A 25326-nucleotide genomic window follows, 5' to 3' on the forward strand; every position below is an offset into this window, starting at 1 on the left:
GTCCTCTCAGGTGCGGAACGGGAAGCCGTACGTGTGCACCGCGACGTTCTCGCGGCCCTCGGTGTCGTCGGCGGCACGGCCGCGTTCCTCGTACCTGCGCACCAGGGCGCACATCTCCTTCGACAGCTCGGCCAGTTCGTCCGGCGTGAGCCTGAGCAGCCACTCGGAGGAGTCGGAGGCCGTCGTCCACGCGTCGCTCCAGTGGGCGCGCTCGTCGAGGTAGCGGCGGTACAGGTCGGAGCGCTGCTCGAAGAAGAGCCTGCTGGCCGCGGTGTGGGCGGCGGCCTTCTCGGGGGCGTCACGGAAATCCTGGTCGCGGATACTGACCCCGTCCGAGGCCGGCTCCCACCACCGCTCCCGGCCGTCCGCGCTCTGCGCCTCGGTCTCCTCGATGAGGCCGTGCTCGGCCAGTTTGCGCAGGTGGTAGCTGACCAGTGAGACGGCCTCGTCCACCTGGTCGGCGAGCTGCGAGGCGGTCGCCGAGCGCGCGATGATCAGCCGTCGGTAGAGCTGCGCCCGCAGCGGGTGCGCGAGCGCCTTCAGCGTTCCCACGTCGGTGATCCGGCGGTCTCTCCATTTGGCTGCCATGCTCGGCACCGTAGACAGAAAGGAAAAGTTGCACAATCTTTTTTGCGCAACTTCCCTTTCGCATCCCTTCAAGCAGAAACCCCGGCCGCGTTCAGGCGACCGGGGTTCACATCGCCGCCGACGACATCAGTCGGCAGCGTCACCTCACCGGATGCCCCGACTCCCGCAGCACGTCCTTGACCTGCCCGATCCGCAGATCGCCGAAGTGGAACACGGACGCCGCGAGCACCGCGTCCGCGCCCGCCGCGACGGCCGGCGGGAAGTCCGCCGGCTTGCCCGCGCCGCCGGAGGCGATCACCGGGACCGTCACATGCTTGCGGACGGCGGCGATCATCTCCAGGTCGTAGCCGTCCTTGGTGCCGTCCGCGTCCATCGAGTTGAGCAGGATCTCCCCGGCGCCCAGCTCGGCGGCCCGGTGTGCCCACTCGACCGCGTCGATGCCGGTGCCCTTGCGTCCGCCGTGGGTGGTGACCTCGAAGGAGCCCGACCCGGTACGGCGCGCGTCCACCGACAGCACCAGCACCTGACGGCCGAAGCGCTCGGCGATCTCGCGGATGAGATCGGGACGGGCGATCGCGGCCGTGTTGACGCCCACCTTGTCGGCGCCCGCCCGCAGCAGCTTGTCCACGTCCTCGGCGGTCCGGACACCGCCGCCGACCGTCAGCGGGATGAACACCTGCTCGGCGGTACGGCGCACCACGTCGTACGTCGTCTCACGGTTGCCCGAGGAGGCGGTGATGTCCAGGAACGTCAGCTCGTCGGCGCCCTCGCTGTCGTACACCCTGGCCATCTCGACGGGGTCGCCCGCGTCGCGCAGGTTCTGGAAGTTCACGCCCTTGACGACCCGTCCGTTGTCCACGTCCAGGCAGGGGATCACTCGTACCGCAAGGGTCATGCCGCGCCCTCTCCTCGGAACGCCTCCACCTCGACCTCGACGACCAGGCTGGGGTCCACGAAGCCGGAGACGATGATCATGGACGCGGCCGGTCGGACGGCGTCGAACAGCTCCTTGTGCGCCCTGCCGACGTCGTCCACGTCCCGGGCGTGGGTGAGGTACAGCCGCGTCCGCACGACGTCCTCCCGGCCGAGCCCCAGTTGCCCGAGCGCCGCGAACGCGACGTTGAAGGCGTTGACCGTCTGCTCGTACGGACCGCCGCCGGCGATCTCGCCGTCCACGATCGAGGTGCAGCCGGAGACCAGCACCAGGCCGTTGGGCAGTTCCACCGCGCGGGAGTACCCGAAGGTCTCCTCCCAGGGCGCTCCGGTGGCAACGCGTCGCAGCTCGCTCACCGGGCCACCGCCTCCAAGGCCTCTTCGAGGGTGAACGCCTTCGCGTACAGGGCCTTACCGACGATGGCGCCCTCGACACCGAGGGGCACCAGCTCGGCGATGGCCCGCAGGTCGTCCAGCGACGACACGCCACCGGAGGCGACGACCGGCCGGTCCGTCGCCGCGCACACGTTCTTCAGCAGCTCCAGGTTCGGGCCCTGCAGCGTGCCGTCCTTCGCGATGTCGGTCACCACGTATCGCGCGCAGCCCTCCTTGTCGAGCCGCTCCAGCGTCTCGTAGAGGTCGCCTCCGTCGCGGGTCCAGCCGCGCCCGCGCAGGGTCGTCCCCCGTACGTCGAGACCGACCGCAATCTGGTCGCCGTGCTCGGCGATGATCTTGGCGACCCACTGGGGCGTCTCCAGGGCGGCGGTGCCGAGATTGACCCGGGCGCAGCCGGTGGCCAGGGCGGCGGCCAGCGTGGCGTCGTCGCGGATGCCGCCGGACAGCTCCACCTTGACGTGCAGGTCCTTCATGCGCTCGGCGACCTCGCCGATCAGGGCGCGATTGTCACCGGTGCCGAACGCGGCGTCCAGGTCGACCAGGTGCAGCCACTCGGCGCCCGAGCGCTGCCAGGCCAGGGCGGCCTCCAGCGGGGAGCCGTACGAGGTCTCCGAGCCGGACTCGCCGTGCACGAGCCGGACCGCCTGGCCGTCACGGACATCCACGGCGGGGAGAAGTTCGAGCCGTCCTGAGGGGGTGGAAGACATCAGAGGGTTCCGATCCAGTTGTTCAGCAGCTGCGCTCCGGCGTCGCCGGACTTCTCGGGGTGGAACTGGGTGGCCCACAGGGCGCCGTTCTCCACGGCGGCCACGAACGGCTTGCCGTGCGTCGCCCAGGTCACCAGCGGGGCGCGCATCGCCGGGTTCGCGACCTCCAGGCTCCAGTCGTGCACGGCGTAGGAGTGCACGAAATAGAAGCGCGCGTCCGCGTCCAGGCCCGCGAACAGCTCGGAGCCGTCCGGCACGTCCACGGTGTTCCAGCCCATGTGGGGCACGATGTCGGCCTCCAGCGGCGCGACCGAGCCGGGCCACTCGTCCATGCCCTCGGTCTCCACTCCGTGCTCGATGCCGCGCGCGAACAGGATCTGCATGCCGACGCAGATGCCCATGACCGGACGGCCGCCGGACAGGCGACGGTCGATGATCCAGTCCCCGCGGGCCTCCTTCAGGCCCTTCATGCACGCGGCGAAGGCACCGACACCCGGCACCAGCAGGCCGTCCGCGTTCATGGCCGTGTCGAAGTCACGCGTGATCTCGACGTCGGCCCCCGCGCGCGCGAGGGCACGCTCGGCGGAACGGACGTTGCCGAAGCCGTAGTCGAAGACGACCACCTTCTTGGATGAGCTCAACTCCACACCTCCAGCCTCATGACACCGGCGACGAGACACATCGCGGCGCCGATGGAGACCAGCACGATGAGGTTCCTCGGCATCTTCTGCTTGACGAAGGAGTAGACGCCGCCGAGGAGGAAGAGCCCGAAGACGATCAGGATGGTGGACAGCCCGTTCACAGCGCCCCTCCGTTCGCTTCTCCGCCCGCGCGGCGCAGAGGTGCGGCCATCGTCCTCGCCTGCGGCCCGGCGGCCGCGCGTGCGTCGCTCACAGCGCCCCTCCGTTCGCTTCTCCGCCCGCGCGGCGCAGAGGTGCGGCCATCGTCCTCGCCTGCGGCCCGGCGGCCGCGCGTGCGTCGCTCACAGCGCCCCCTTCGTCGAGGGCAGGATGCCGGCCGCGCGCGGGTCGCGCTCGGACGCGTACCTGAGGGCCCGGGCGAGCGCCTTGAACTGGCACTCCACGATGTGGTGCGCGTTGCGTCCGTAGGGCACGTGGACGTGCAGCGCGATCTGGGCCTGGGCGACGAACGACTCCAGGATGTGCCGGGTCATCGTCGTGTCGTACTCGCCGATCATCGGCGCCATCTTCTCGGGCTCGGTGTGCACGAGGTAGGGGCGGCCCGACAGGTCGACGGTGACCTGGGCGAGGGACTCGTCCAGCGGGACCGTGCAGTTGCCGAAGCGGTAGATGCCCACCTTGTCGCCGAGCGCCTGCTTGAAGGCGGCGCCCAGCGCGAGGGCGGTGTCCTCGATGGTGTGGTGGGAGTCGATGTGCAGGTCGCCCTCGGTCTTCACGGTCAGGTCGAACAGACCGTGCCGGCCCAGCTGGTCGAGCATGTGGTCGTAGAAGCCCACGCCCGTCGACACCTCGACCTTGCCGGAACCGTCGAGATCGATCTCGACGAGGACCGAGGTCTCCTTCGTCACTCGTTCAACGCGGCCTACGCGGCTCATGCGCTCTCCTTCTTCAACTCACGGACCGCGTCGAGGAACGCGTCGTTCTCTTCGGGGGTTCCCGCGGACACCCGCAGCCAGCCGGGCACGCCGTTGTCCCGGACCAGGACGCCCCGGTCGAGGATCTTCCGCCACATCACGTGCGCGTCGTCGAACCGGCCGAACTGCACGAAGTTGGCGTCCGACGCGGTGACCTCGTAGCCGATCGCCCGCAGTTCGGCGACCAGCCGGTCCCGCTCGGCCTTCAGCTGCTCGACGTACCCGAGCAGGGTGTCGGTGTGCTCCAGGGCGGCCAGGGCGGTCGCCTGGGTGATCGCCGACAGGTGGTAGGGCAGCCGTACGAGCTGGACGGCGTCCACGACCGCCGGGTGCGCGGCGAGATAGCCGAGGCGCAGGCCGGCCGCTCCGAACGCCTTGGACATCGTCCGCGAGACGACCAGGTTCGGCCGGCCCTCGATCAGCGGTAGCAGCGAGTCGCCGTGGCTGAACTCGATGTACGCCTCGTCGACCACGACGATCGCCCCGGCAGTCGCGGCCTTCGCGGCCTGCGCGGCCTCGTACAGCGCGAGGACCGTCTCCGGCGGGACCGCGGTGCCGGTGGGATTGTTGGGGGTGGTGACGAAGACGACGTCGGGCTGGTTCTCGGTGATGGCCTTCTCGGCGGCGGCGAGGTCGATCGTGAAGTCGTCGTTGCGGGGCCCGGAGATCCAGCCCGTGCCCGTGCCGCGCGCGATCAGGCCGTGCATCGAGTACGACGGCTCGAAGCCGATCGCCGTACGGCCCGGTCCGCCGAAGGTCTGCAAAAGCTGCTGGATGACCTCGTTGGAACCGTTGGCCGCCCAGACGTCGGCCAGGCCGACCTCGTGACCGGCCGTGTCCGTGAGGTACTTGGCGAGCTGCGTGCGCAGCTCCACCGCGTCCCGGTCCGGGTAGCGGTTGAGGTTCCTCGCCGCCGCGCGCACCCGCTCCGCGATCCGCTCGACCAGCGGCTCGGGCAGCGGGTAGGGATTCTCGTTGGTGTTCAGCCGTACCGGGACGTCCAACTGGGGCGCCCCATAAGGGGTCTTGCCGCGCAGCTCGTCCCGTACGGGGAGATCATCGATTCCGAAGCTCACTTGCTCTCAGGCACCTTCCACCCGAACCTTGCTTTGATCGCCGCGCCGTGCGCGGGCAGATCCTCCGCCTCCGCCAGCGTGACCACGTGATGCGCCACGTCGGCCAGCGCGTCCTTCGTGTAGTCGACGATGTGGATGCCGCGCAGGAAGGACTGGACGGACAGGCCCGAGGAGTGGCAGGCGCAGCCGCCGGTGGGCAGGACGTGGTTGGACCCGGCGGCGTAGTCGCCGAGGGAGACCGGCGCCCAGGGCCCGACGAAGATCGCGCCCGCGTTGCGCACCCGGTCGGCCACAGCGACCGCGTCCGCCGTCTGGATCTCCAGGTGTTCGGCGCCGTACGCGTCGACCACCCGGAGGCCCTCGTCGATCCCGTCGACCAGCACGATCGCGGACTGCCGGCCGTGCAGCGCGGGGGCGATCCGGTCCTCGACGTGCTTGCTCGCGGCGACCTGCGGCTCCAGTTCCTTCTCGACCGCGTCGGCGAGTGCCACGGAGTCGGTCACGAGCACGGCGGCGGCCAGCGGGTCGTGCTCGGCCTGACTGATCAGGTCGGCGGCGACATGCACCGGGTCGGCCGTGTCGTCGGCGAGGACCGCGATCTCGGTCGGGCCGGCCTCGGCGTCGATGCCGATCTTGCCGGTGAAGTAGCGCTTGGCGGCGGCGACCCAGATGTTGCCGGGGCCGGTGACCATGTTGGCGGGCGGGCAGGACTCGGTGCCGTACGCGAACATCGCGACGGCGGTCGCGCCACCGGCGGCGTACACCTCGTCGACGCCGAGCAGGGCGCAGGCGGCGAGGATCGTCGGGTGCGGCAGCCCGTCGAACTCGGCCTGTGCCGGGGAGGCGAGCGCGATCGACTCGACGCCGGCCTCCTGTGCGGGGACCACGTTCATGATCACGGAGGACGGGTAGACCGACCGGCCGCCGGGCGCGTACAGCCCGACCCGCTCGACCGGGACCCATTTCTCGGTCACCGAGCCACCGGGCACGACCTGGGTGGTGTGGGTCTCGCGCCGCTGCTCACGGTGGACGAGCCGGGCGCGGCGGATGGACTCCTCCAGGGCCGCGCGCACGGCCGGGTCGAGTTCCTCCAGGGCCCTGGTCAGCGCCTCGGCCGGCACCCGCACCGACTTCAGCCGGACGCCGTCGAACTTCTCCGCGAAGTCGATCAGTGCCGCGTCGCCCCGATGATGCACGGCCTCGCAGAGCGGACGCACCTTCTCCAGGGCGGCCTGAACGTCGAACTCGGCTCGGGGCAGCAGGTCGCGCAGGGCGGGGCCCTCGGGAAGGGCGTCGCCACGCAGATCGATTCGAGAGATCACGCGGTCAATTCTCTCAGACCGGGATCGGGCACTGTTCGCGCGTATCAATGGCTGATACAGATCCCGGAGGAGATCTGGAAGATCCCCTTCACGCTGAGCGTTCGGGGCGTCACCCAGCGGGCATGAACGGTTGTACGGGGCAAGGAAACTCTACTGAGGAGGAAGGAAGTCTGGTGACCGAGGGCGCCGGCGTCCGGGACGGGGAACTGCCGGGCGATCTGACTGCCGCCGAGACCGGAATGTGGCAGGCATTCCGCAACGGCAGCGTGTACGACCTGAGCAGCGGCGACACGGTGGTCGACGATCCGCACGGCGGCCATCCCTGGGGCCCCGACCGGACCGTGCGGGCACGGATCGTGTGCTGGCTGCTCCTGGACGGCCCGCCGGCGCTCGCCGGCCGCGTGTCCTCCCTGAAGCTCGTGGGCGTGCAGATCAGCGGCACCCTGGACCTCGCGGGCGGCACGGTGGTGCCGTATGTCGAGATGCGCGACTGCCGCTTCGAGCGGGACGTCCTGCTGCCGGAGGCCCACTTCACGACCGTGCGGCTGGTGGACTGCTCGGTGCCGCGCCTGGAGGCCGCCCGGGTGCACACGGAGGGCGATCTGCACCTGCCGCGCTGCCGCTTCCACAACGGCGTACGGCTGACCGACGCGCAGATCGGCACGGACCTGCTGATGAACCAGGCGGTCGTCTACCGCGACCGCAGCGGCCGTTCGATCGCCGCCGACGGCATGACCGTCGGGCAGGACCTCCAGGCCGAGATGCTGGAGTCGCACGGCGAGCTGAGTCTGCGCAGCGCCAAGATCGGCGTCTCGCTGAGCCTGCGCGGCGCCCGGCTGGTCAACCCGTACTCACCGCTCGCCCTGAACGCCCCCCAACTGACCGTGGAGCGCTCGCTGTACCTCACCCCGGCCGGCCTCGGCGCCACCCAGCCGAGCGGCGCGACCCCCGCACGCGGGACGCGCGTCCAGCGCTTCGAGTGCCAGGGCGGACTACGGCTGGACGACGGGCGGTTCGGGGACGCGGTCGATCTGGAGCGGGCCCGGTTCACCTTCACCGACGAGCAGGAACTGTCGCTGCGCCGCGTGCAGACGTCCGAGCTGCGCTTCCTCGGGGAGCGGCCGGCCCGGGGCATGGTCGTGCTGTCGGGGGCGCGGGTGGTCAACCTGATGGACCGGGCGGACGCCTGGCCGGGGCCGGGCCGCCTGCACATGGGCGGCTTCAGCTACGAGAACCTGGTGCCGCGTGGCCCGTTCCCGCTGAACGACCGGCTGGAGTGGGTGGCGGCGGCGACCGCCGAGTACAACCCGGAGCCGTACGAACGGCTTGCCACCGTGCTGCGCGCCGGCGGCGAGGACGAGGACGCCCGCGAGGTGCTGCTCGCCAAGCAGCGCCGGCGCCGCGAGAGCCTGCCGATCGCCGCCAAGCTGTGGGGGTACGTCCAGGACTGGACGGTCGCCTACGGATACCGGCCGGGGCGGGCCGCCGTATGGATGGCGGTGCTGTGGGCGGCCAGTTCGGTGGCGTTCGCGCACGCCGACCATCCACCGCTGAAGAGCGGTGAGCATCCTCCGTGGAACCCCGCTCTGTTCTCGCTGGATCTGCTGCTGCCGGTCATCGACCTCGGACAGGTCGGGTTCTGGCGACTGCGCGGCGGCTGGCAGTGGCTGGCCGCCGCGATCATCCTGCTGGGCTGGATCCTGGCGACGACGGTGGCGGCGGGGGCGACCCGCTTGTTACGGCGTAGCTAGGACAGGTCACCGGCGGCGTGTAACGGGAGGGGCTGGTGGTGCCACAGTTGTTGAACGGTCACCTTTTTGCCTTCCTTTGACCTGGGCGCGTACAACTTTCCGCGAGTTGGCCGTTCCCGCTGGCGCCCGCGTGACCTGCGGACCTTCAATGGTCGACACCATGGCTCTGCTGCCCCCCTTCATCCGCGGTTCTCGGATGCCCCGGAAGCCCTCGCGCCACGCGAGCGGACTGCCCGCCGACGACGAGGTGCTGCTCGACGCGCCCGACGACCGGCTGGGTCTGGCTCTGGTCGCGGCCGCTCGCGGCGAGTACGGCCCCGTGTCCGCGCTGCTGACCGCCACCCGCGCGAGCGCGGACTGGGAGAACCGCGATCGCTACGCGCGAAGACTCGCGACCTTCGCCCGCTCCCGCGACGAGTGGTACGAGGCCTGGCGCACGGCCGCTCCGCACGACCCGGACGCGCTGCTGGTCGGCGCGCAGCTCGCGGTGGACCGGGTCTGGCGGTCACCGGCGCGGGCGGAAATGCTGCGCGAGGTGAGCCCGTTGATCACGGCCGCCGGGCACGGCGACCTTCGCGATCCGGTGCCGTGGCGGATCGCGCTGGACCACGCGCGCGGCTCGAACGCGGGACACAAGTACTTCGAGGAGCTGTGGGAGGCCGCGGTCCGCCGCGCCCCGCACCACTACGGCTGCCATGTCGCGGCCATGCGGTATCTCGCCTCTTCCTCGCAGGGCTCCCTGCCCGCGTGCTTCGACTTCGCCGAACTGGCCGCGCACGACGCCCCGGCCGACTCGCTGGTCCAGGCGCTGCCGGCCCGGGCCGCCTTCGCCTGTCTCACCGCCGCTCCGGCCGACGGATCAGCCGGCTCCCGCGGCCCCGAGGTCACTCGGGAGCGGCTGGACGCGGCAGCCGACCGGGCGATCGCGCTCTCCGCCCGCTTCCCGGCGGCCGACCCGTGGCCCGCCGAGGTCCGCAACAAGCTGATGTACGTCCTGGTGCGACTGGAGCGCTGGACGGACGCCGCGGAGCAACTGCACCAGATCGGCCCGTACGCCACCTCCTTCCCCTGGGGCCGGTTCTCGGACGATCCGCTCGCCGGATTCCTGGAGATCCGCCACGAGATCCGGGACCGGATCCGGGACGAGACCCGGCGGCGGACCGCTTCCCCCCATCCACGAAGTGAGCACGGCGAACGTGCCCGCTCCGGCGACCACTAGGCTCTTGCGTCGTGACCACCGTGCGGCTCCCGCTCTTCCCCCTGAACTCAGTGTTGTTCCCGGGGCTCGTGCTTCCTCTGAACATCTTCGAGGAGCGCTATCGCGCCATGATGCGCGAGCTGCTGAAGACCCCCGAGGACGAGTCACGCCAGTTCGCCGTCGTGACGATCCGCGACGGCCACGAAGTGGCGACGACCTCACCCGGCCTGCCGGACCAGACGGCCGTACCCGAGCGCGGACCGGCGGCGGGCTTCGGCGACGACCCGATCAAGGCATTCCACGGCGTCGGATGCATCGCGGACGCGGCGACGGTCCGGGAGCGGCCCGACGGCACCTTCGAGGTACTGGCGACCGGCACCACGCGGGTGCGCCTGCTGTCCGTCGACGCGTCGGGCCCGTACCTGACGGCCGAGCTGGAGGAGCTTCCGGAAGATCCGGGCGACGAGGCGGGGGCGCTGGCCGAGGGGGTACTGCGGTCCTTCCGGCAGTACCAGAAGCGGCTCGCGGGAGCCAGCGAGCGGTCCCTGTCGACCGGCGCGGACCTGCCGGACGAACCGTCCGTGGTGTCGTACCTGGTGGCCGCCGCGATGATGCTGGACACCCCGACGAAGCAACGCCTGCTCCAGGCCCCGGACACCGCGTCCCGGCTGCGCGACGAGCTGAAACTCCTTCGCTCGGAGACGTCGATCATCCGTAGTCTGCCGTCGTTGCCGGCGTCGGAGCTGACGCGCGGCCCGACGAGTCTCAACTGACGCACGACCTCCGGGAAAACAGGCGGGATCATGCCGCGATGGCGAAGAAGACGAAGAAGCAGCAGACGGGCGGTACGCCCGCGACGGTGGCCCTGACCGCGGCGGGCGTGTCGTACACGGTGCACTCCTACGACCACGACCCCTCCCACCCGTCCTACGGCGAGGAGGCGGCCGAGGCGATGGGCGTCTCGCCGGAGCGGGTGTTCAAGACCCTGGTGGCGGACGTGGACGGGGCCCTGACGGTCGCGGTGGTCCCGGTGGCGGGCCAGCTGGACCTCAAGGCCCTGGCCTCCGCGGTCGGCGGCAAGCGCGCCACGATGGCCGACCCGGCCCTCGCCGAACGCACCACGGGGTACGTACGCGGCGGCATCTCCCCGCTCGGTCAGCGCAGAAAGCTGCCCACGGTCCTCGACGCGTCGGCGTCCGCCCACCCGACGATCTGCGTCTCGGCCGGCCGCCGCGGTCTGGAGGTCGAACTCTCCCCCGCGGACCTGGCCGACCTCACGGACGCGGTGGTGGCGCCCATCGGGCGTGCGTGACCCGCTCGAAGAGAGCCGCTTCCTCGGTCGAACCGCGGATGGCGCGTCCCGAAGAGCCGCTCCCGCCACGGCAGGCGAAGGCCTGGCGGGATTCAGGGCCCGCCGGACAGACCTGGCACGGTCCGGTCAGGCCTGGCACGGTCCGGTCAGGCCGGCGGGGCTCCGTACGGATCCTTCGGGACGGGGCCCTGCTCATAGGGGCCCTCGGGCTCCGGATCCCGGGGCCCGAACAGGGCGGTCAGACCCAGATGCACCACCATGGCCGCCAGCGACCACGCCAGAAGTGCCCCCTTGGTTCCCAGCTTCAGCGGCGCGGAGAACGTGACTCCCTTGCCCGCGGACTTCGCGTGGGCGATCACGTCCTGGGCCGGCCCGAGCCACACACCGAGCCGCCAGGCCAGCAGCGATCCCAGCAGCCCTCCGACACCGAGCGCCACCACCAGCGGCACTCCCCCGCGCCTACGCAGCAGGAAGACGGCGAGTGCGCTCAGCGCGCCGAAGGCCAGCCCCAGCAGAGTGAACGTTCCATCGACACCGACCGCCTGCTCGCCCTCGGATTCCTTCAGGTAGACGACCCAGCTCTTGTCGACCACGTCACCCACCAGCGGGACGTGCGGGGCCAGCCACCACCACAGCACGCCCAGCAGCGCCCCGGTGATCGCCACCGCCACCGTGATCACGGCAGCTTCCCGCACTTCGGTCTTCATCCCGGGCCCATCCTGTCCGTACGAACCGTGCGCGCCGTACGACTGGTCCGGCACGGGAGCCACATACCCGGGAGGCGGCCCCTGCCACGCACTGTGCGCGGGCTGTTCATGGGGCGGTGGCGGAGGAGTCAACGGTGCGGTCACCCTGACATCGTGCCAGGCCCGCCTGTGCGGCGCGTCACCGGACGGCTGCCCGGCGGTACGCCCAGGTGGCGACGGCCAGCGACACCACGCCGACTCCGCCGCAGACGGCGAGATCACCGAGTACGAAGGCCCAGTCCGGGTGCGGTCCGAAGGTGCGCGCGAAGGCCTCGACGCCGTACGTCGACGGCAGCAGATCCCGGGTGAACCGCACCGCCTCCGGCATCCGGTCCGCGGGCAGGACCCCCAGCAGCAGCGCCGCCGACATACCGAGCTGTCCGAGCAGCGTGGCCAGTTCCGGGCGCGGCGCGAGCAGCCCGAGCGCGGCCCCGAGCCCGGCGAGCGCGGCGCCCGCGAGCGGGATGACGGCCACCAGGACCCACAGGTGCGACATCGGCAGCCCGAACAGCACACAGCCGAACACCGCGGTCACCACGGTCCCCGGCACCGTGAAGGACGCGTACGCGCCCGCCGCGCCGAGCACCACCGCCGCCGGGGGCACCGGCAGCGTGGCGTAGTGGTCCAGTCCGCCGCTGGCCCGCAGCTGCCCGAAGTACTGCGCGAGCAGGTTCAGCGCGACGAAGGCGACGACCAGCACCGACGACCCGGCCACGACCGCCTGCGCCTCACCGCCGCCGTCCACGACCCCGCGCATCAGAATCATGATCCCGATCGACTGGAAGGTCGCCACGAACAGCAGCGGGATGCGCGCGACCCGTGCCCGGGACAGCTGCGCCCGGTACACGGCCGCCATTGCCGGCCACAGCCGCGCCCGGGGCCCGAGCTCGGCCGCTTCCCGGACCGGCTCCTGAGCGGCCAGGGCACTGCCCGGCAGAACCTCGGCGGGTACGACACTCACCTCGTGCGGCTCCCCTCTCTCGGTCTCACTGCGGCAGTCGTCCTGTTGCGTACGGATGTGACGGTCCGGGCACTCAACGTGCTCACGCCTTCACCAGCCCCTGCTGCGCGGCACCGCCCAGGGCCAGGTACACGTCCTCCAGGCTGGGCGTGGCGAGCGTGAAGTCGTCCAACGCCGCGAAGGCGGCGCCGCCGGTGACGGTGGCGACGACCGCGCGGGCCTCGTCCGGGGCGAGTCTGAGGGTCCAGCGGCGCCCGGACTCCACGGACCGGTCGCGCAGCGCGGCGACCTCGGGCACGTGCAGCGGAGCCGTCTCCCGCCACACCAGGTCGACCCGCACCTCGCCGGCGACCTGTTCCTTGAGTCCGGTCGGAGTGTCGCAGGCGATCACCCGGCCCCGGTCGAGGACGGCGACCCGGTCGAGGACGGTCTCGGCCTCGATGACGTTGTGGGTGACGAGCAGGACGGTCGCACCATGTTCGGCCCGGCGCCGGTCGACCGCGCCCCAGACCGCGCGGCGCGCCACGGGATCCATGCCGGTGGTCGGCTCGTCGAGCACGAGCAGCGGCCGCTGCCCCACCAGCGCGGCGGCGAAGCAGGCCAGTCGGCGCTGCCCCCCGGACAGCTTCTTGAGCGGCCGCCCGGCGAGCGGCGTGAGGCCCAGCTCCTCCAGTACGGCGTCCCGCTCGGTGCGCGCCCGTCCCGCGTCGAGTCCGCGCAGCCGGCCGGTGGTCTCGGCGGCGAGGGACACGGTGAGTTCGTCGAGGGCGGAGGACTCCTGCCCCAGGTAGGCGAGGATCCGGGCGGCCCGCTCCGGGTGCCGGACGATGTCGTGTCCGAGGATCTCGACACTCCCCCGGTCGGGCCGCATCAGCCCGGTCAGCTGCCGCACGAGGGTGGTCTTCCCGGCGCCGTTCGGCCCCAGCAGCCCGAAGATCTCACCGAGCCGGATGTCCAGGCGTACGTCGTCGGTGGCTCTCACCTCGGATGTCGCGGGAACGCCGCGCCGACCCCGTACCGCCGGATAGGTCTTGGTCAGCCCGCGCACGGCGCATACGACATCACCACTGTGCCGAAGTGCCGGTGCCGCGCGCGTACTCACAAGTGACGAGACTACGGGGTCCGCCGCCCCGGCCGGTTCCCGGGGCGGCCCAGAAGGGGGAATCCAGAGGTAAGGATCTCACTCGGCCGCGGGCGCGTGGCCCGCCGCCGTCCGAACGTCGATCTCCCGCCAGAACCCGGCCCGGATGGCGTACCGGTCGTGCTCGTCGATCTGGTCGTCCTTGTGGGCGAGCAGCCCGAACCGGGCCGCGTACCGCAGCAGCTCGCCGTCGATGCGGTGCGGGACGCGCGGATACATCCCGGACAGCTTCTGCAGGTTGGCCCCCTGGTCCCCGAGCCGCTCCATCCATCTCCGTGCGAACACCTGTCCGACCTCGTACGGGTCCCCGCCGACCGTGGTGATGTCCTCCTCCCGGTCGGCCCACCGCTGCTCCGCCGTGGTCAGCTGCGCCAGCGTCGGCATGGACGCCACCTCGGGAGGTTCGGAGGCGGCGCCGGGTCGGTCGACCCAGCCCTTGTCGGAGGACCAGCGCAGGGTCGCGGTCTGGGGCGGCTGGGCGGGGTGGACACCGGGAGCGCGCAGCGCGGCCAGGTCCTTCGGCGTGGGTACGCCCTTCGGAGCCGGCGCCGGCTCCTCCGCGCCGTTCTCCGAGGCGCCGGCCGTCGTGGGGTGCTCGGGCTCCTCGGCGGGCCGCTCCGCCCCGGAGGAGAGGCCGGACTCGGGCAGCGGCGCCGACAGGATCGCGGCGATCTCGGGCCGCGGCACGGGCGGCGGCGCGCAGATCCCGCCGAGGTCCTTGGCGCGTACCGCCTTGGTGATCCAGGTGCGGTCGAGTACGCGCCGCTCGTCGGCCTCCGCGACCAGGTCCTCGGACTGGTTGTAGTCCCCGTCGGCGGCCTGCACGGCCCACAGGTGTACGGCGACGCCGTGCTCCTTGGCCGCCATCATGCCCGGGAGCAGGTCGCCGTCTCCGGTGACCAGGACGACGTCGGAGCAGGCGCGGTTGCGGGCCAGCTCCGTCAGCTCGGCGTGCATCGCGGCGTCCACGCCCTTCTGGGCCCACCGTCCGTCACTGCGGGTCAGCGCGCCGAGCCGGACGGTGACCCGGGGCATCACGCGCAGTCTGCGGTGTTCGGGCTGCGGGACGCGGTCGGGGGCGCCGTCGAACCAGTAGATGCGCAGCAGCGGCCGTTCCGTGTCGGACTCGGCGCGTTCGCGCAGTCCCTGGATGAGGGCGGCGTGGTCGACGGTGATACGGGATCGCGAGGGTTCTCCGGCAAGGAGACTGGCGGCGGCCCCCAGCAGATACCCGGCGTCCACCAGGACGATGCAGCGGTCCACACGACTCACCCTCTTCCCGGGAGGTTTGCTTCGGGCTTGCTTCGAGTCTGCCCGACCGCGCGGGGGTTAACGGCCCGAACTCGATCTTCGGCGTGGCGTTTCGGCTCCTCGCGCTCCGACAAGCCCTGTCACAGACGGTAATTATCCGACATGCGCTCTTTGTCAGCCTATGTGAATCTGGTCCCGGCCCTGGCCCCTAGATCCCCCACAGGAGGCACCACCATGGCCAAGAACAAGAAGCAGGACCGGAAGCAGCCCCGGGCCGAGCGCCCTCAGCAGCCCGCCCGCCAGTCGTCGATGGAGTCGCAGGCGGAGGAGCACACCACGCAGGCGACGCCGGGCGACATGGCCCGCAAGGGGCGTCACAAGCGCTTCGGCCACAACTGACATCCGCGCGACGGGCTGTTGATGCCCAGGTACGCACTGAGGGGCGCATCCGAGATGGGATGCGCCCCTCGCACACGTCAAGAGCCTGCCGTCAGCCCGCCAGGCAGGACGGGCCCAACAGCACCTTCAGGTCGCCGAACAACGCCGGGTCGGGCTTGACCCGGTGGCGGTCGAGACGCAGCACGGTCGTCTTGCGCGGGCCCTGGAGCTTGATCCGGACCTCGCTCTCGCCCTTGTGGTGACTGAGGATCTCACCGAGGCGGCTGACCATGGGCGGAGTGACCCGGGTGGCCGGGATGGTGAGGATCACGGGCGCGTTGGTGCCCGCGTTCGACAGGTCGGGCACCTGGAGTTCCATGGCGACCAGGCGCGGCACGTCCTCGCGCTTGTCGAGGCGGCCCTTCACGAACACCACGGCGTCCTCGACGAGTTGGGTCGAGATGAGCTGGTAGGTGGCCGGGAAGAACATGCACTCGATAGAACCGGCCAGGTCCTCCACCGTGGCGATGGCCCAGGCGTTGCCCTGCTTGGTCATCTTGCGCTGGAGGCCGGAGATGATGCCGCCGATGGTGACGACCGCGCCGTCCGCGTGCTCGCCTCCGGTGAGCTGGGCGATGCCGGCGTCCGCCTTGTCGGACAGCACGTGCTCCAGACCGAAGAGCGGGTGGTCGGAGACGTACAGGCCGAGCATCTCCCGTTCCTGGGCGAGGAGGTAGACCTTGTCCCACTCCTCGGTGGCGAACTCCACGTCGAGCCCGAAGCCGGGCTCGTCGCTCTCCGCCTCGCCCATGCCGCCGAAGAGGTCGAACTGCCCCTCGGCCTCCTTGCGCTTGACCGCCACCACGTTGTCGATCATCGGCTCGAAGTGCGCGGTGAGGCCCTTGCGGGTGTGCCCCATGGTGTCGAACGCGCCCGCCTTGATCAGCGACTCCGTGGTCCGCTTGTTGCACGCGACCGCCTCGACCTTGTCGAGGTAGTCGGGGAAGGAGGCGTACTTCCCCTTGGCCTTGCGGCTCTTGATGATCGACTCGACCACGTTGGTGCCGACGTTGCGCACGGCTTCGAGGCCGAAGAGGATCACGTCGTCGCCCTGCGCGGCGAAGTTGTGCACCGACTCGTTGACGTTCGGCGGCAGCACCTTGATGCCCATGCGCCGGCACTCGTTGAGGTAGACGGCCGACTTGTCCTTGTCGTCCTTGACCGAGGTGAGCAGCGCGGCCATGTACTCGGCGGGGTAGTTCGCCTTCAGATACCCGGTCCAGTACGAGACCAGGCCGTACGCGGCGGAGTGCGCCTTGTTGAAGGCGTAGCCGGCGAAGGGCACCAGCACGTCCCACAGTGCCTGGATCGCCTCGTCGCTGTAGCCGTTCTTCCGGGCGCCCGCCTGGAAGAGGACGAAGTTCTTCGCCAGTTCGTCGGGCTTCTTCTTGCCCATCACGCGGCGGAGGATGTCGGCCTCGCCGAGCGAGTAGCCGGCGATGATCTGGGCGGCCTTCTGCACCTGCTCCTGGTAGACGATCAGGCCGTAGGTGACCGCGAGGACCTCTTCGAGGGGCTCCTCCAGCTCCTTGTGGATCGGGGTGATCTCCTGGAGCTTGTTCTTGCGGAGCGCGTAGTTGGTGTGCGAGTCCATGCCCATCGGGCCCGGACGGTAGAGCGCCGAGACGGCGGAGATGTCTTCGAAGTTGTCGGGCTTCATCAGGCGCAGCAGGGAGCGCATGGGGCCGCCGTCGAACTGGAAGACGCCGAGGGTCTCACCGCGCTGGAGCAGTTCGAAGGTCGTCGGATCGTCGAGCGGCAGATCGAGCAGCTGGAGGTCGATGCCCTTGTTGGACCTCACCATCTTGACGGCGTCGTCCATGATCGTCAGGTTGCGCAGGCCGAGGAAGTCCATCTTGAGCAGGCCGAGCGACTCACACTGGGGGTAGTCCCACTGCGTGATGGTCACGCCGTCCGTGTGCCGTACCCAGATCGGGGCGTGGTCGACGATGGGCTCGCTGGACATGATGACGCCGGCGGCATGCACGCCCATCTGCCGGACCAGGCCCTCGACGCCCTTGGCGGTGTCGATGACCTTCTTGACGTCCGGCTCGTTCTCGTACATCGCGCGGATCTCGCCGGCCTCGCTGTAGCGCGGGTGCGAGGGGTCGGTGATGCCGTTGAGGTCGATGCCCTTGCCGAGGACGTCGGCGGGCATGGCCTTGGTGAGGCGGTCGCCCATGGCGTACGGGTAGCCCAGGACGCGCGCGGAGTCCTTGATGGCGTTCTTCGCCTTGATCTTGCCGTACGTGCCGATCATGGCGACCTTGTCGGCCCCGTACTTCTCCGTGACGTACCTGATCACCTCGACGCGCCGACGCTCGTCGAAGTCGATGTCGACGTCGGGCATGGAGACGCGCTCGGGGTTGAGGAACCGCTCGAAGATCAGGCCGTGCGGGATCGGGTCGAGGTCGGTGATGCCCATGGCGTACGCGACGATCGAGCCGGCCGCGGAACCACGGCCCGGACCGACCGCGATGCCCTGGTTCTTGGCCCACATGATGAAGTCGGCGACGACGAGGAAGTACCCCGGGAACCCCATCTGGATGATGACGTCCATCTCGTACTCGACCTGCTTCTGCCGGTCCTCGGGGACGCCGCCGGGGAAGCGGCGCTCCATGCCCCGGCGGACCTCCTCCTTGAACCAGGTGACCTCGGTGAAGCCCTCGGGGATGTCGAACTTCGGCATGAGGTTCTTCGCCTCGAACATCCCGGCGGTGTCGATCTGCTCGGCCACCAGAAGGGTGTTGGCGCAGCCCTCCTGCCAGGCGTCCGAGGAGTCGATGGCGTACATCTCGTCCGTGGACTTCAGGTAGTAGCCGGTGCCGTCGAAGCGGAAGCGGTCCGGGTCGGAGAGGTTCTTGCCGGTCTGGATGCACAGCAGCGCGTCATGCGCTACCGATTCGTGCGCGTACGTGTAGTGCGAGTCGTTGGTGACCAGCGGCGGGATGCCGAGCTTCTTGCCGATCTCCAGGAGGCCGTCGCGGACCCGGTGCTCGATGTCGATGCCGTGGTCCATCAGCTCAAGGAAGTAGCGGTCCTTGCCGAAGATGTCCTGGTATTCGGCGGCGGACTTCAGGGCCTCGTCGAACTGGCCGAGGCGCAGCCGGGTCTGGAGCTCGCCGGAGGGGCAGCCGGTGGAGGCGATGAGCCCCTCGGACCACTGGGAGATGGTCTCCTTGTCCATCCGGGGCCACTTCTGCAGCCAGCCCTCCGCGTAAGCGTCCGAGGAGAGCCGGAAGAGGTTGTGCAGGCCCGTCGAGTTGGCCGCCCAGATCGTCTTGTGGGTGTAACCACCCGAACCCGAGACGTCGTCGCGCTTCTGGTGCGGCTGGCCCCACTGGATCTTGCGCTTGTTGCGGCGGGACTCGGGCGCGACATACGCCTCGATGCCGATGATCGGGGTGACCCCGGACTTCTTCGCGGTGTGGAAGAAGTCGTACGCCCCGTGGAGGTTGCCGTGGTCGGACATGGCGATGTGGGTCATGCCCATCTCGTTGCACGCGTTGAACATGTCCTTGAGCCGCGCGGCACCGTCCAGCAGCGAATACTGGGTGTGGACGTGCAGGTGCGTGAACGGCGGCTTTGACACGGTTTCGGCCTCCAAGGCAAACAGGCGTCGACGGGGTTCCCGACGGGCTGCGAACAGTCCGGGGGACAGCGTCGAAGTCTATGCCTCGGCGCTGACACCCAGCGGGCTCCCCCGCGTACCTTCATGTGAAGAAGAACGGGCACTCCGGCCGGCCGCCACACGTTGGTCCCGGCGGGAGATCCGGTCCCCCTCGAAACGCACATTCCGTACCAGGAGGCACCCAGCGATGTCGGTCCCGCAGCTCAACGACGAGCACCGCGGCGAGGAGATCCTCGCCGTCTTCGACACCGCCTTCGGCCGGCTCCTGGCCGCCGACCCGGCCGCGTTCCGCGTGAAGTTCCGGAAGATGGCGGCCTCGGCCTTCGCGTTCTACCGGGGCACGGCCGCCCTCTTCTACCACGACCTCGACGCCGAGAACGCCGGGCGGGGTGGTGGGAGGATTCTCAGTGGCCCGTACCTGGACGAGCGCACCTCCCGCGTGTGGATCCACGGCGACCTGCACGCCGAGAACTTCGGCACGTACATGGACGCCAACGGCCGGCTGATCTTCAACGTGAACGACTTCGACGAGGCGTACGTCGGCCCCTTCACCTGGGACCTCAAGCGGTTCTCCGCCTCCATCGCCCTCATCGGGTACGCGAAGGCGCTCGGCGACGACCAGATCACCGAGCTGGTGGAGGTGTACGCGGGTGCGTACCGCGAGCGGATCCACGCCCTGGCCACCGGCGCCAAGAGCGACGAGGTGCCGCCCTTCACCCTGGACACCGCCCAGGGCCCGCTCCTGGACGCGTTGCGCGACGCCCGCTCCCTGACCCGTTTCGGGCTGCTGGAGTCGATGACGGAGATCCGTGACTTCGAGCGCCGCTTCGCCCCGGGCGGCGGCTCCATCGAGCTGGACGCGGCTACCCGCTACAAGGTCCTCGCCGCCTTCGACGGCTATCTGGAGACACTGCCGGCGACCTCACTGGCCCGCCCCGACTCGTACCGTGTGAAGGACGTCGTCGGCCGTCGCGGCATCGGCATCGGCTCGGCCGGCCTGCCCTCGTACAACATCCTCCTGGAGGGCCACAGCGACGCCCTGGAGAACGACGTCGTGATCTACATCAAGCAGGCCCAGACCCCGGCCGTCTCCCGCCACATCACGGACCCGGCGATCCGGGACTACTTCCAGCACGAGGGCCACCGCACGGTGATCTCGCAGCGCGCCCTCCAGGCGCACGCCGACCCGTGGCTCGGCTGGACCGAGCTGGACGGCTCGGGCCAGTTGGTCGCCGAGGTCTCGCCGTACGCCGTGGACCTCGACTGGGGCGACATCGACGACCCGGAGGAGATCGCGGCGGTCGTCGCCGACCTGGGCCGGGCCACCGCCACCATGCACGCGGCGGCGGACGACCAGTCCGGCGAGTCCCTGGTGCCGTTCTCCACCGAGCGCGCCATCGACGCGGCGATCGCCGCCGACGAGGAGGGCTTCGCGGGCCTCCTGGTCGACTTCGCGCACGGATACGGGGCACGCGCGCGTGCCGACCACCAGACCTTCGTGGACCTGTTCCGCAACGGCCGGATTCCGGGTCTGTGACGATCCGCTGTCGGTAGGCCCACTCACAGGGATCCTTTAGGGGTCCCTTACCGGCCCGCGTGACAGACTCTTCTCCGCTATGGACATATCCGGGACTCAGCTCAGAGCCGTACGCGCGGCACTGTTCACGGCACTCGTCGTGACACTCAGCAGCGCGTCGCACGTGCTGCTGTCCCGGGTCCCGCTGCCGCTGCACACGGTGGCCGCGATCGCGGCCGTCGTGTTCGTGGTGGCCTACGCCCTGGCGGGCCGCGAGCGCGGCTTCGGGCGGATAGCGGCCCTGCTGATCCCGCTGGAACTGGCCGCCGACACGGTGTTCACCACCGGCCAGCACGTCTGTTACGGCGCGGCCGGCGGCCCGGTCACCGGTCCCCTGCGCTCCGTCGGCTTCGACGTGCTGTGCGGCGGCGGCACCGGCCTCGGTGCCCCGCTGGCCCGGGTGACCGGCACCGAGACCGACCGGCTCGCGGGGCTGCTCGCCCACGCCGATCCGGCGACCACCTGGCTGCTGCTCGGCGCGCATGTCGGCGTCGGCCTCCTCGCGGCCGCCTGGCTGCGCCGCGGCGAGCGGGCACTGGCCCAGCTGGTGCGGGCGGTGGCCGCGACCACGTTCCGCCCGCTGCTGCTGGCGGTCGCGGCCGTGACCGTGCGCACGGCCCCCGAGCCGCTCCCCGCGCGGCGCCCCGACCGCCGCACGACCACCGCGCGCGAGCGGCTCCTCGTGCACTCCCTGGGACGGCGTGGTCCGCCGTGCCCGGTCGCGTTCGCCCACGCCTGAGCCCGAGCCGGACCTCGGCACGAGCGGCACCGAACAGCGGCTGAGCACCGGCCGGACCCCATACGTATCCCGCACACGACCACGTCCTGTGCGCGTCCCCTACGGAGAACCACCATGAGCAAGCGGAACAGCCAGTCAGCGAAGACGGCCGCCCGGGAACGGCTGCGCGCGGAGCGCGAGCGGCAGGCCAAGCGCGACAAGGTCAAGCGGCAGGCCATCGTCGCCGGTTCGGTCGTCGCCGTGCTGGCGCTGGCCGGCGGCATAGGTTACGCCGTCGTCCAGTCGCAGAAGCCCAGCCACTGGGAGGCCATGAAGGACGAGAAGGTCGTCGCTCCGGCCAACACCACGGGCACCGACGGCACCACCGTGGTCTTCGGCAAGAGCAGCGCGAAGAAGACCCTCAAGATCTACGAGGACCCGCGCTGCCCCGTGTGCGCGCAGTTCGAGCAGACCGTCGGTCCGACGGTGAAGAAGGACGTCGACGACGGCAAGTTCAAGTTCCAGTACGTCGGCGCCACGTTCATCGACAACAAGGACAACGGCGAGGGCTCCAAGAACGCGCTGAGCGCCATGGGCGCCGCGCTGAACGTGAGCCCCGAGGCCTTCCTCGAGTACAAGACCGCGCTGTACTCGAAGAAGTGGCACCCGGACGAGACGACGGACAAGTTCAAGGACGACGCCTACCTCATCAAGGTGGCGGACACCGTCTCCGCGCTGAAGGGCAACGCGAAGTTCCAGGACGCGGTCAAGAAGGGCACCTACGACGCCTGGGCGATGGCCATGTCGAAGACCTTCGACGACAACAAGGAAGGCGTGACCGGCACTCCGGGCTTCGTCATGGACGGGAAGCAGCTCAACAACGGCAGCCCGCTGATGACCGTGGCCGACTTCGACAAGGTGGTGGGCGCGGCCCTCAAGGGCTGACCTCGACGGGGAATTCCAGCCTCCGCGTGAAGAGCGGGCGAACTTTCCGAGTTCGCCCGCTCTCGGCACATACCGATCAGTAACCTGATCGGTCGTGACCAGTCGATACAGATCATCCGAGAGCGCCGGTTCAGCCAACTCCCTGTCCCCGCGCCGCCGTACGGTCGTCAAGGCCGCAGCCGCCTCCGCGGTGCTGGCCGGTCCGCTCGTCGCCGCCCTGCCCGCGCGGGCCGCCGCCGACACCCCCGCCTTCCTCCACGGTGTCGCCTCCGGGGACCCGCTTCCCGACGGCGTCCTGCTGTGGACCCGTGTGACGCCCACCGCCGAGGCCATACCCGGCTCCGGGCTCGGCCCGGACACTCCGGTCGACTGGATCATCGCCGACGACAAGGCGCTGACCACCGTCGTCGCCAAGGGTTCGGTCATCGCCACCGCCGCCTCCGACCACACCGTGAAAGCCGACGTACGGGGCCTGGCGCCCGCGACGGACTACTGGTTCCGTTTCTCCGCCGGTGGCACCGACTCCCCCGTCGCCCGCACCCGCACCGCGCCCGCCGCCGACGCCGCCGTGGCGGGCCTCCGCTTCGGCGTGGTCTCCTGCGCCAACTGGGAGGCCGGCTACTTCTCGTCGTACCGCCATCTCGCGGCCCGCGGCGACCTGGACGCCTGGCTGCACCTGGGCGACTACATCTACGAGTACGGCACCGGCGAGTACGGCACCCGCGACACCGTCGTACGGCCGCACGCCCCGTCCCACGAGATCCTCACGCTGGCCGACTACCGCGTCCGGCACGGCCGTTACAAGACCGACGTCGACCTCCAGGCCCTGCACAGCACCGCGCCGGTGATCGCGATCTGGGACGATCACGAGTTCGCCAACGACGCCTGGTCGGGCGGGGCCGAGAACCACACCGAGGGCGCCGAGGGCGCCTGGTCCGCCCGCCAGGCCGCCGCCAAGCAGGCCTACTTCGAGTGGATGCCGGTGCGCACGGCCGTCGCGGGCACCACCTACCGGCGGCTGCGCTTCGGCAGGCTCGCCGACCTGTCGCTGCTCGACCTGCGGTCCTTCCGTTCGCAGCAGGTCGCCGTCGGCGACGGCTCGGTCGACGACCCCGACCGTACGATCACCGGACGCGCCCAACTGGACTGGCTCAAGGCCGGATTGAAGGCGTCCGACGCCACCTGGCGGCTGGTCGGCAACTCGGTGATGATCTCGCCGTTCGCCATCGGCTCCCTCTCCGCCGACCTGCTCAAGCCGCTCGCCGAGCTGCTCGGCCTGCCCCGGGAAGGCCTCGGGCTCATCACCGACCAGTGGGACGGCTACACGGACGACCGCCGCGAACTGCTGGCCCACCTGCGCTCGAACGCGATCCGCAACACCGTCTTCCTGACCGGCGACATCCACATGGCGTGGGCCAACGACGTGCCAGTGAATGCCGGCACGTACCCGCTGTCAGCCTCGGCCGCCACGGAGTTCGTGGTCACCTCGGTGACCTCCGACAACCTCGACGACATCGTGAAGGTCCCCGAGGGCACGGTCTCCGCGATCGCCTCGCCGATCATCCGCGCCGCCAACCGGCACGTCCACTGGGTCGACACCGACCGCCACGGCTACGGCGTCCTGGACATCACCGCAGACCGCGCGCAGATGGACTACTACGTCCTGTCCGACCGCACGAGCCCCAACGCGACCTCGTCCTGGGCTCGTTCGTACCGCACGCGCACCGGCACACAGAAGGTCGAGCGCACCTACGACCCGGTGTAGAAATTCCGGGCGCGACCGGAAGGATCTTGGTAGCGTCGCACATCTTGTCGAATCGTCGCACTGGCGAATCCGACAGGCTCATTCATGATTGGAGTCACATGGCCACCCCCCAAAGTGTCCTGACGAAGACCGCGGTGCTCGGCGCCGCCCTGGCCCTCGCCGGGCTCACCGCCTCATCCGCTCAGGCACAGGAAGCCACGGCGGCAGCGGCACCGGCGTACGTCAACCTGACGACCGCCAACAGCACTCCCGTGTACTCCCAGCCCAGTTCCTCGTCGACGAGGTACCGCACGGAGCCGAGGGGCACGACCCTGCGGATCCAGTGCTCGACCACCAAGACCCCCTCGGGGAACATGTGGTTCAGGATCTACGACTCCCAGCCGACCGGCTGGGTGTGGTCCGGGCACTTCCCGTCGCAGGTGCACCCGCCCAAGGAGTGCTTCCCGGGCTAGGTTCTGCGACGTTCCACAACGCCGGTAGTCGCAGGTGAACGCAGGTGAACAGACGGGCCCGGGGCATCCGACAGATGGCCCGGGCCCGCTGCTGCAAGCCCCTCGCCCCGGCGCGGGGTGACCGCTACAGCGAGTCGAGGAAGCCGAGCGCCACCCGCCAGGTGGCCTCGGCGGCCTCCTCGTCGTAGTCCGGCAGCTCGGGGTCGGTGTACAGGTGCCCGGCTCCGGCGTATCGGTAGACCTCGACATCGGCGCCGGTTCTGCGCATCTGGAGATACCAGGCGGTCAGCCAGTCGTCGGTCTCGAAGGGATCCGGCTCGGCCACATGCAGCTGCACGGGCAGTTCGTCCACGGTGGCGTTCGCCGCGATGTCCGAGGTGCCGTGCAGGAGAAGCAGACCGCGGGCCTTGTCGTCGCCCAGCGCGAGCGTCTGCGCGATTGAGGCGCCGAGCGAGAAACCGGCGTACACGAGCCCCCGCTCCGAGTAGGGCGCGGCGGCCAGTACGGCCTGCTTGAGCAGTTCGTCCTTGCCGATCTCGTCCTTGAAGGCCATGCCCTCCTCGACGGTGTCGAACGTGCGCCCGGCGAAGAGGTCCGGCGTCCACACCTCGTGCCCGGCGGCGCGCAACCGGTCCGCCGCCGCGGCCACGGCAGGTCTCGGACCGTAGGTCGAATGGAAGAGCATGATGTTCATGAGGCCATGGTGCCAGCCGGGTACGACACCGGGGATCCCGCCTCGGGAACACCTCCCTACCCAGATCGCGTCCGAAGTCACATGTTCATGAGGGCCCGGGGACGGTTACG

General features: G+C 70.3%; 25 protein-coding genes. 10 read left to right on the forward strand and 15 right to left on the reverse strand.

Translation table 11 applies throughout. The features are described from left to right. Nucleotides 1-6 precede the first annotated feature (6 nt). The 9 genes from OHA64_RS12375 to hisD all read right to left on the reverse strand — a co-directional run bounded on the left by OHA64_RS12375 (nt 7) and on the right by hisD (nt 6637). A complete protein-coding gene (locus tag OHA64_RS12375; protein ID WP_405612124.1) occupies nt 7-588 on the reverse strand; it encodes an ArsR/SmtB family transcription factor in 582 nt (193 codons plus the stop codon). Between the two features lie 139 nt (nt 589-727). Further along, complete coding sequence (gene hisF / locus OHA64_RS12380; RefSeq protein WP_405612126.1) at nt 728-1483, reverse strand: imidazole glycerol phosphate synthase subunit HisF; 756 nt, start codon at nt 1481-1483, stop codon at nt 728-730. Beyond that, on the reverse strand, nt 1480-1878 hold the full coding sequence (locus OHA64_RS12385; protein WP_405612128.1) for a RidA family protein: 399 nt from the start codon (nt 1876-1878) through the stop codon (nt 1480-1482). The genes hisF and OHA64_RS12385 overlap by 4 nt, the downstream gene beginning before the upstream one ends. After that, entirely contained in the window at nt 1875-2624 is a 750-nt protein-coding gene (gene priA / locus OHA64_RS12390) for a bifunctional 1-(5-phosphoribosyl)-5-((5-phosphoribosylamino)methylideneamino)imidazole-4-carboxamide isomerase/phosphoribosylanthranilate isomerase PriA (protein ID WP_405612130.1), read from the reverse strand. The genes OHA64_RS12385 and priA overlap by 4 nt, the downstream gene beginning before the upstream one ends. Next, a complete protein-coding gene (gene hisH, locus OHA64_RS12395; RefSeq protein WP_405612132.1) occupies nt 2624-3271 on the reverse strand; it encodes an imidazole glycerol phosphate synthase subunit HisH in 648 nt (215 codons plus the stop codon). The genes priA and hisH overlap by 1 nt, the downstream gene beginning before the upstream one ends. Further along, nucleotides 3262-3426, reverse strand: a complete 165-nt coding sequence (locus OHA64_RS12400; RefSeq protein WP_405612134.1) for a hypothetical protein — start codon at nt 3424-3426, stop codon at nt 3262-3264. The genes hisH and OHA64_RS12400 overlap by 10 nt, the downstream gene beginning before the upstream one ends. A gap of 180 nt (nt 3427-3606) precedes the next feature. After that, on the reverse strand, nt 3607-4200 hold the full coding sequence (hisB, locus tag OHA64_RS12405; RefSeq protein WP_123988567.1) for an imidazoleglycerol-phosphate dehydratase HisB: 594 nt from the start codon (nt 4198-4200) through the stop codon (nt 3607-3609). Then, nucleotides 4197-5315, reverse strand: a complete 1119-nt coding sequence (locus OHA64_RS12410) for a histidinol-phosphate transaminase (protein ID WP_405612136.1) — start codon at nt 5313-5315, stop codon at nt 4197-4199. The genes hisB and OHA64_RS12410 overlap by 4 nt, the downstream gene beginning before the upstream one ends. Next, nucleotides 5312-6637 carry a histidinol dehydrogenase gene (gene hisD / locus OHA64_RS12415; protein ID WP_405612138.1) on the reverse strand — a complete coding sequence of 442 codons (1326 nt, stop codon included), beginning with the start codon at nt 6635-6637 and terminating at the stop codon, nt 5312-5314. Before hisD ends, OHA64_RS12410 begins: the two co-directional genes overlap by 4 nt. A 173-nt stretch (nt 6638-6810) precedes the next feature. On the opposite strand from hisD, the gene OHA64_RS12420 reads away from it, so the two are divergent. The 4 genes from OHA64_RS12420 to ybaK all read left to right on the forward strand — a co-directional run bounded on the left by OHA64_RS12420 (nt 6811) and on the right by ybaK (nt 10898). Next, complete coding sequence (locus tag OHA64_RS12420) at nt 6811-8388, forward strand: oxidoreductase (protein WP_405612140.1); 1578 nt, start codon at nt 6811-6813, stop codon at nt 8386-8388. Between the two features lie 148 nt (nt 8389-8536). Then, complete coding sequence (locus tag OHA64_RS12425; RefSeq protein ID WP_405612142.1) at nt 8537-9607, forward strand: hypothetical protein; 1071 nt, start codon at nt 8537-8539, stop codon at nt 9605-9607. Nucleotides 9608-9618: 11 nt separating this feature from the next. After that, entirely contained in the window at nt 9619-10359 is a 741-nt protein-coding gene (locus OHA64_RS12430; protein WP_405612144.1) for an LON peptidase substrate-binding domain-containing protein, read from the forward strand. Nucleotides 10360-10397: 38 nt separating this feature from the next. Beyond that, nucleotides 10398-10898, forward strand: a complete 501-nt coding sequence (gene ybaK, locus OHA64_RS12435) for a Cys-tRNA(Pro) deacylase (RefSeq protein WP_405612146.1) — start codon at nt 10398-10400, stop codon at nt 10896-10898. A 146-nt stretch (nt 10899-11044) separates the two neighbouring features. Here ybaK and OHA64_RS12440 read toward each other — a convergent pair whose 3' ends face one another. From OHA64_RS12440 to OHA64_RS12455, 4 genes are all read right to left on the reverse strand, one after another. Further along, nucleotides 11045-11749 (reverse strand): AAA family ATPase, encoded by a 705-nt coding sequence (locus OHA64_RS12440; RefSeq protein ID WP_405612148.1) that lies wholly within the window; start codon nt 11747-11749, stop codon nt 11045-11047. A 34-nt stretch (nt 11750-11783) separates the two neighbouring features. Beyond that, the gene (locus OHA64_RS12445; RefSeq protein ID WP_405612150.1) at nt 11784-12605 is read right to left on the reverse strand and encodes an ABC transporter permease; all 822 of its coding nucleotides are present in this window, start codon (nt 12603-12605) and stop codon (nt 11784-11786) included. Between the two features lie 82 nt (nt 12606-12687). Further along, complete coding sequence (locus tag OHA64_RS12450) at nt 12688-13653, reverse strand: ABC transporter ATP-binding protein (protein ID WP_405612152.1); 966 nt, start codon at nt 13651-13653, stop codon at nt 12688-12690. Between the two features lie 132 nt (nt 13654-13785). Then, a complete protein-coding gene (locus OHA64_RS12455; RefSeq protein WP_405612154.1) occupies nt 13786-15009 on the reverse strand; it encodes an NYN domain-containing protein in 1224 nt (407 codons plus the stop codon). A gap of 222 nt (nt 15010-15231) precedes the next feature. Here OHA64_RS12455 and OHA64_RS12460 point away from each other — a divergent pair, with 222 nt between their 5' ends. Then, on the forward strand, nt 15232-15396 hold the full coding sequence (locus tag OHA64_RS12460; protein ID WP_405612156.1) for a hypothetical protein: 165 nt from the start codon (nt 15232-15234) through the stop codon (nt 15394-15396). Between the two features lie 91 nt (nt 15397-15487). Here OHA64_RS12460 and dnaE read toward each other — a convergent pair whose 3' ends face one another. Beyond that, nucleotides 15488-19027, reverse strand: coding sequence for a DNA polymerase III subunit alpha (dnaE, locus tag OHA64_RS12465; protein WP_405612158.1), 3540 nt, complete (start codon nt 19025-19027; stop codon nt 15488-15490). A gap of 226 nt (nt 19028-19253) precedes the next feature. Between dnaE and OHA64_RS12470 the strand changes: the two genes are divergently transcribed. The 5 genes from OHA64_RS12470 (at nt 19254) to OHA64_RS12490 (ending at nt 24522) form a co-directional block, all read left to right on the forward strand. Then, nucleotides 19254-20603 carry a DUF2252 domain-containing protein gene (locus tag OHA64_RS12470; RefSeq protein WP_405612160.1) on the forward strand — a complete coding sequence of 450 codons (1350 nt, stop codon included), beginning with the start codon at nt 19254-19256 and terminating at the stop codon, nt 20601-20603. A 79-nt stretch (nt 20604-20682) separates the two neighbouring features. Continuing rightward, entirely contained in the window at nt 20683-21381 is a 699-nt protein-coding gene (locus OHA64_RS12475) for a hypothetical protein (RefSeq protein WP_405612162.1), read from the forward strand. Nucleotides 21382-21495: 114 nt separating this feature from the next. Further along, the gene (locus OHA64_RS12480; RefSeq protein WP_405612164.1) at nt 21496-22305 is read left to right on the forward strand and encodes a thioredoxin domain-containing protein; all 810 of its coding nucleotides are present in this window, start codon (nt 21496-21498) and stop codon (nt 22303-22305) included. A 94-nt stretch (nt 22306-22399) separates the two neighbouring features. Then, nucleotides 22400-24070, forward strand: a complete 1671-nt coding sequence (locus OHA64_RS12485; RefSeq protein ID WP_405612166.1) for an alkaline phosphatase D family protein — start codon at nt 22400-22402, stop codon at nt 24068-24070. A 98-nt stretch (nt 24071-24168) separates the two neighbouring features. After that, nucleotides 24169-24522 (forward strand): SH3 domain-containing protein, encoded by a 354-nt coding sequence (locus tag OHA64_RS12490; protein WP_405612168.1) that lies wholly within the window; start codon nt 24169-24171, stop codon nt 24520-24522. Nucleotides 24523-24646: 124 nt separating this feature from the next. On the opposite strand, the gene OHA64_RS12495 is transcribed toward OHA64_RS12490, so the two are convergent. Beyond that, entirely contained in the window at nt 24647-25216 is a 570-nt protein-coding gene (locus OHA64_RS12495) for a dienelactone hydrolase family protein (protein WP_405612170.1), read from the reverse strand. Nucleotides 25217-25326 lie beyond the last annotated feature (110 nt).

Origin of the sequence: Streptomyces sp. NBC_00076 (genome assembly GCF_045041235.1) — a bacterium.
In the GTDB taxonomy this organism is placed as follows: domain Bacteria; phylum Actinomycetota; class Actinomycetes; order Streptomycetales; family Streptomycetaceae; genus Streptomyces.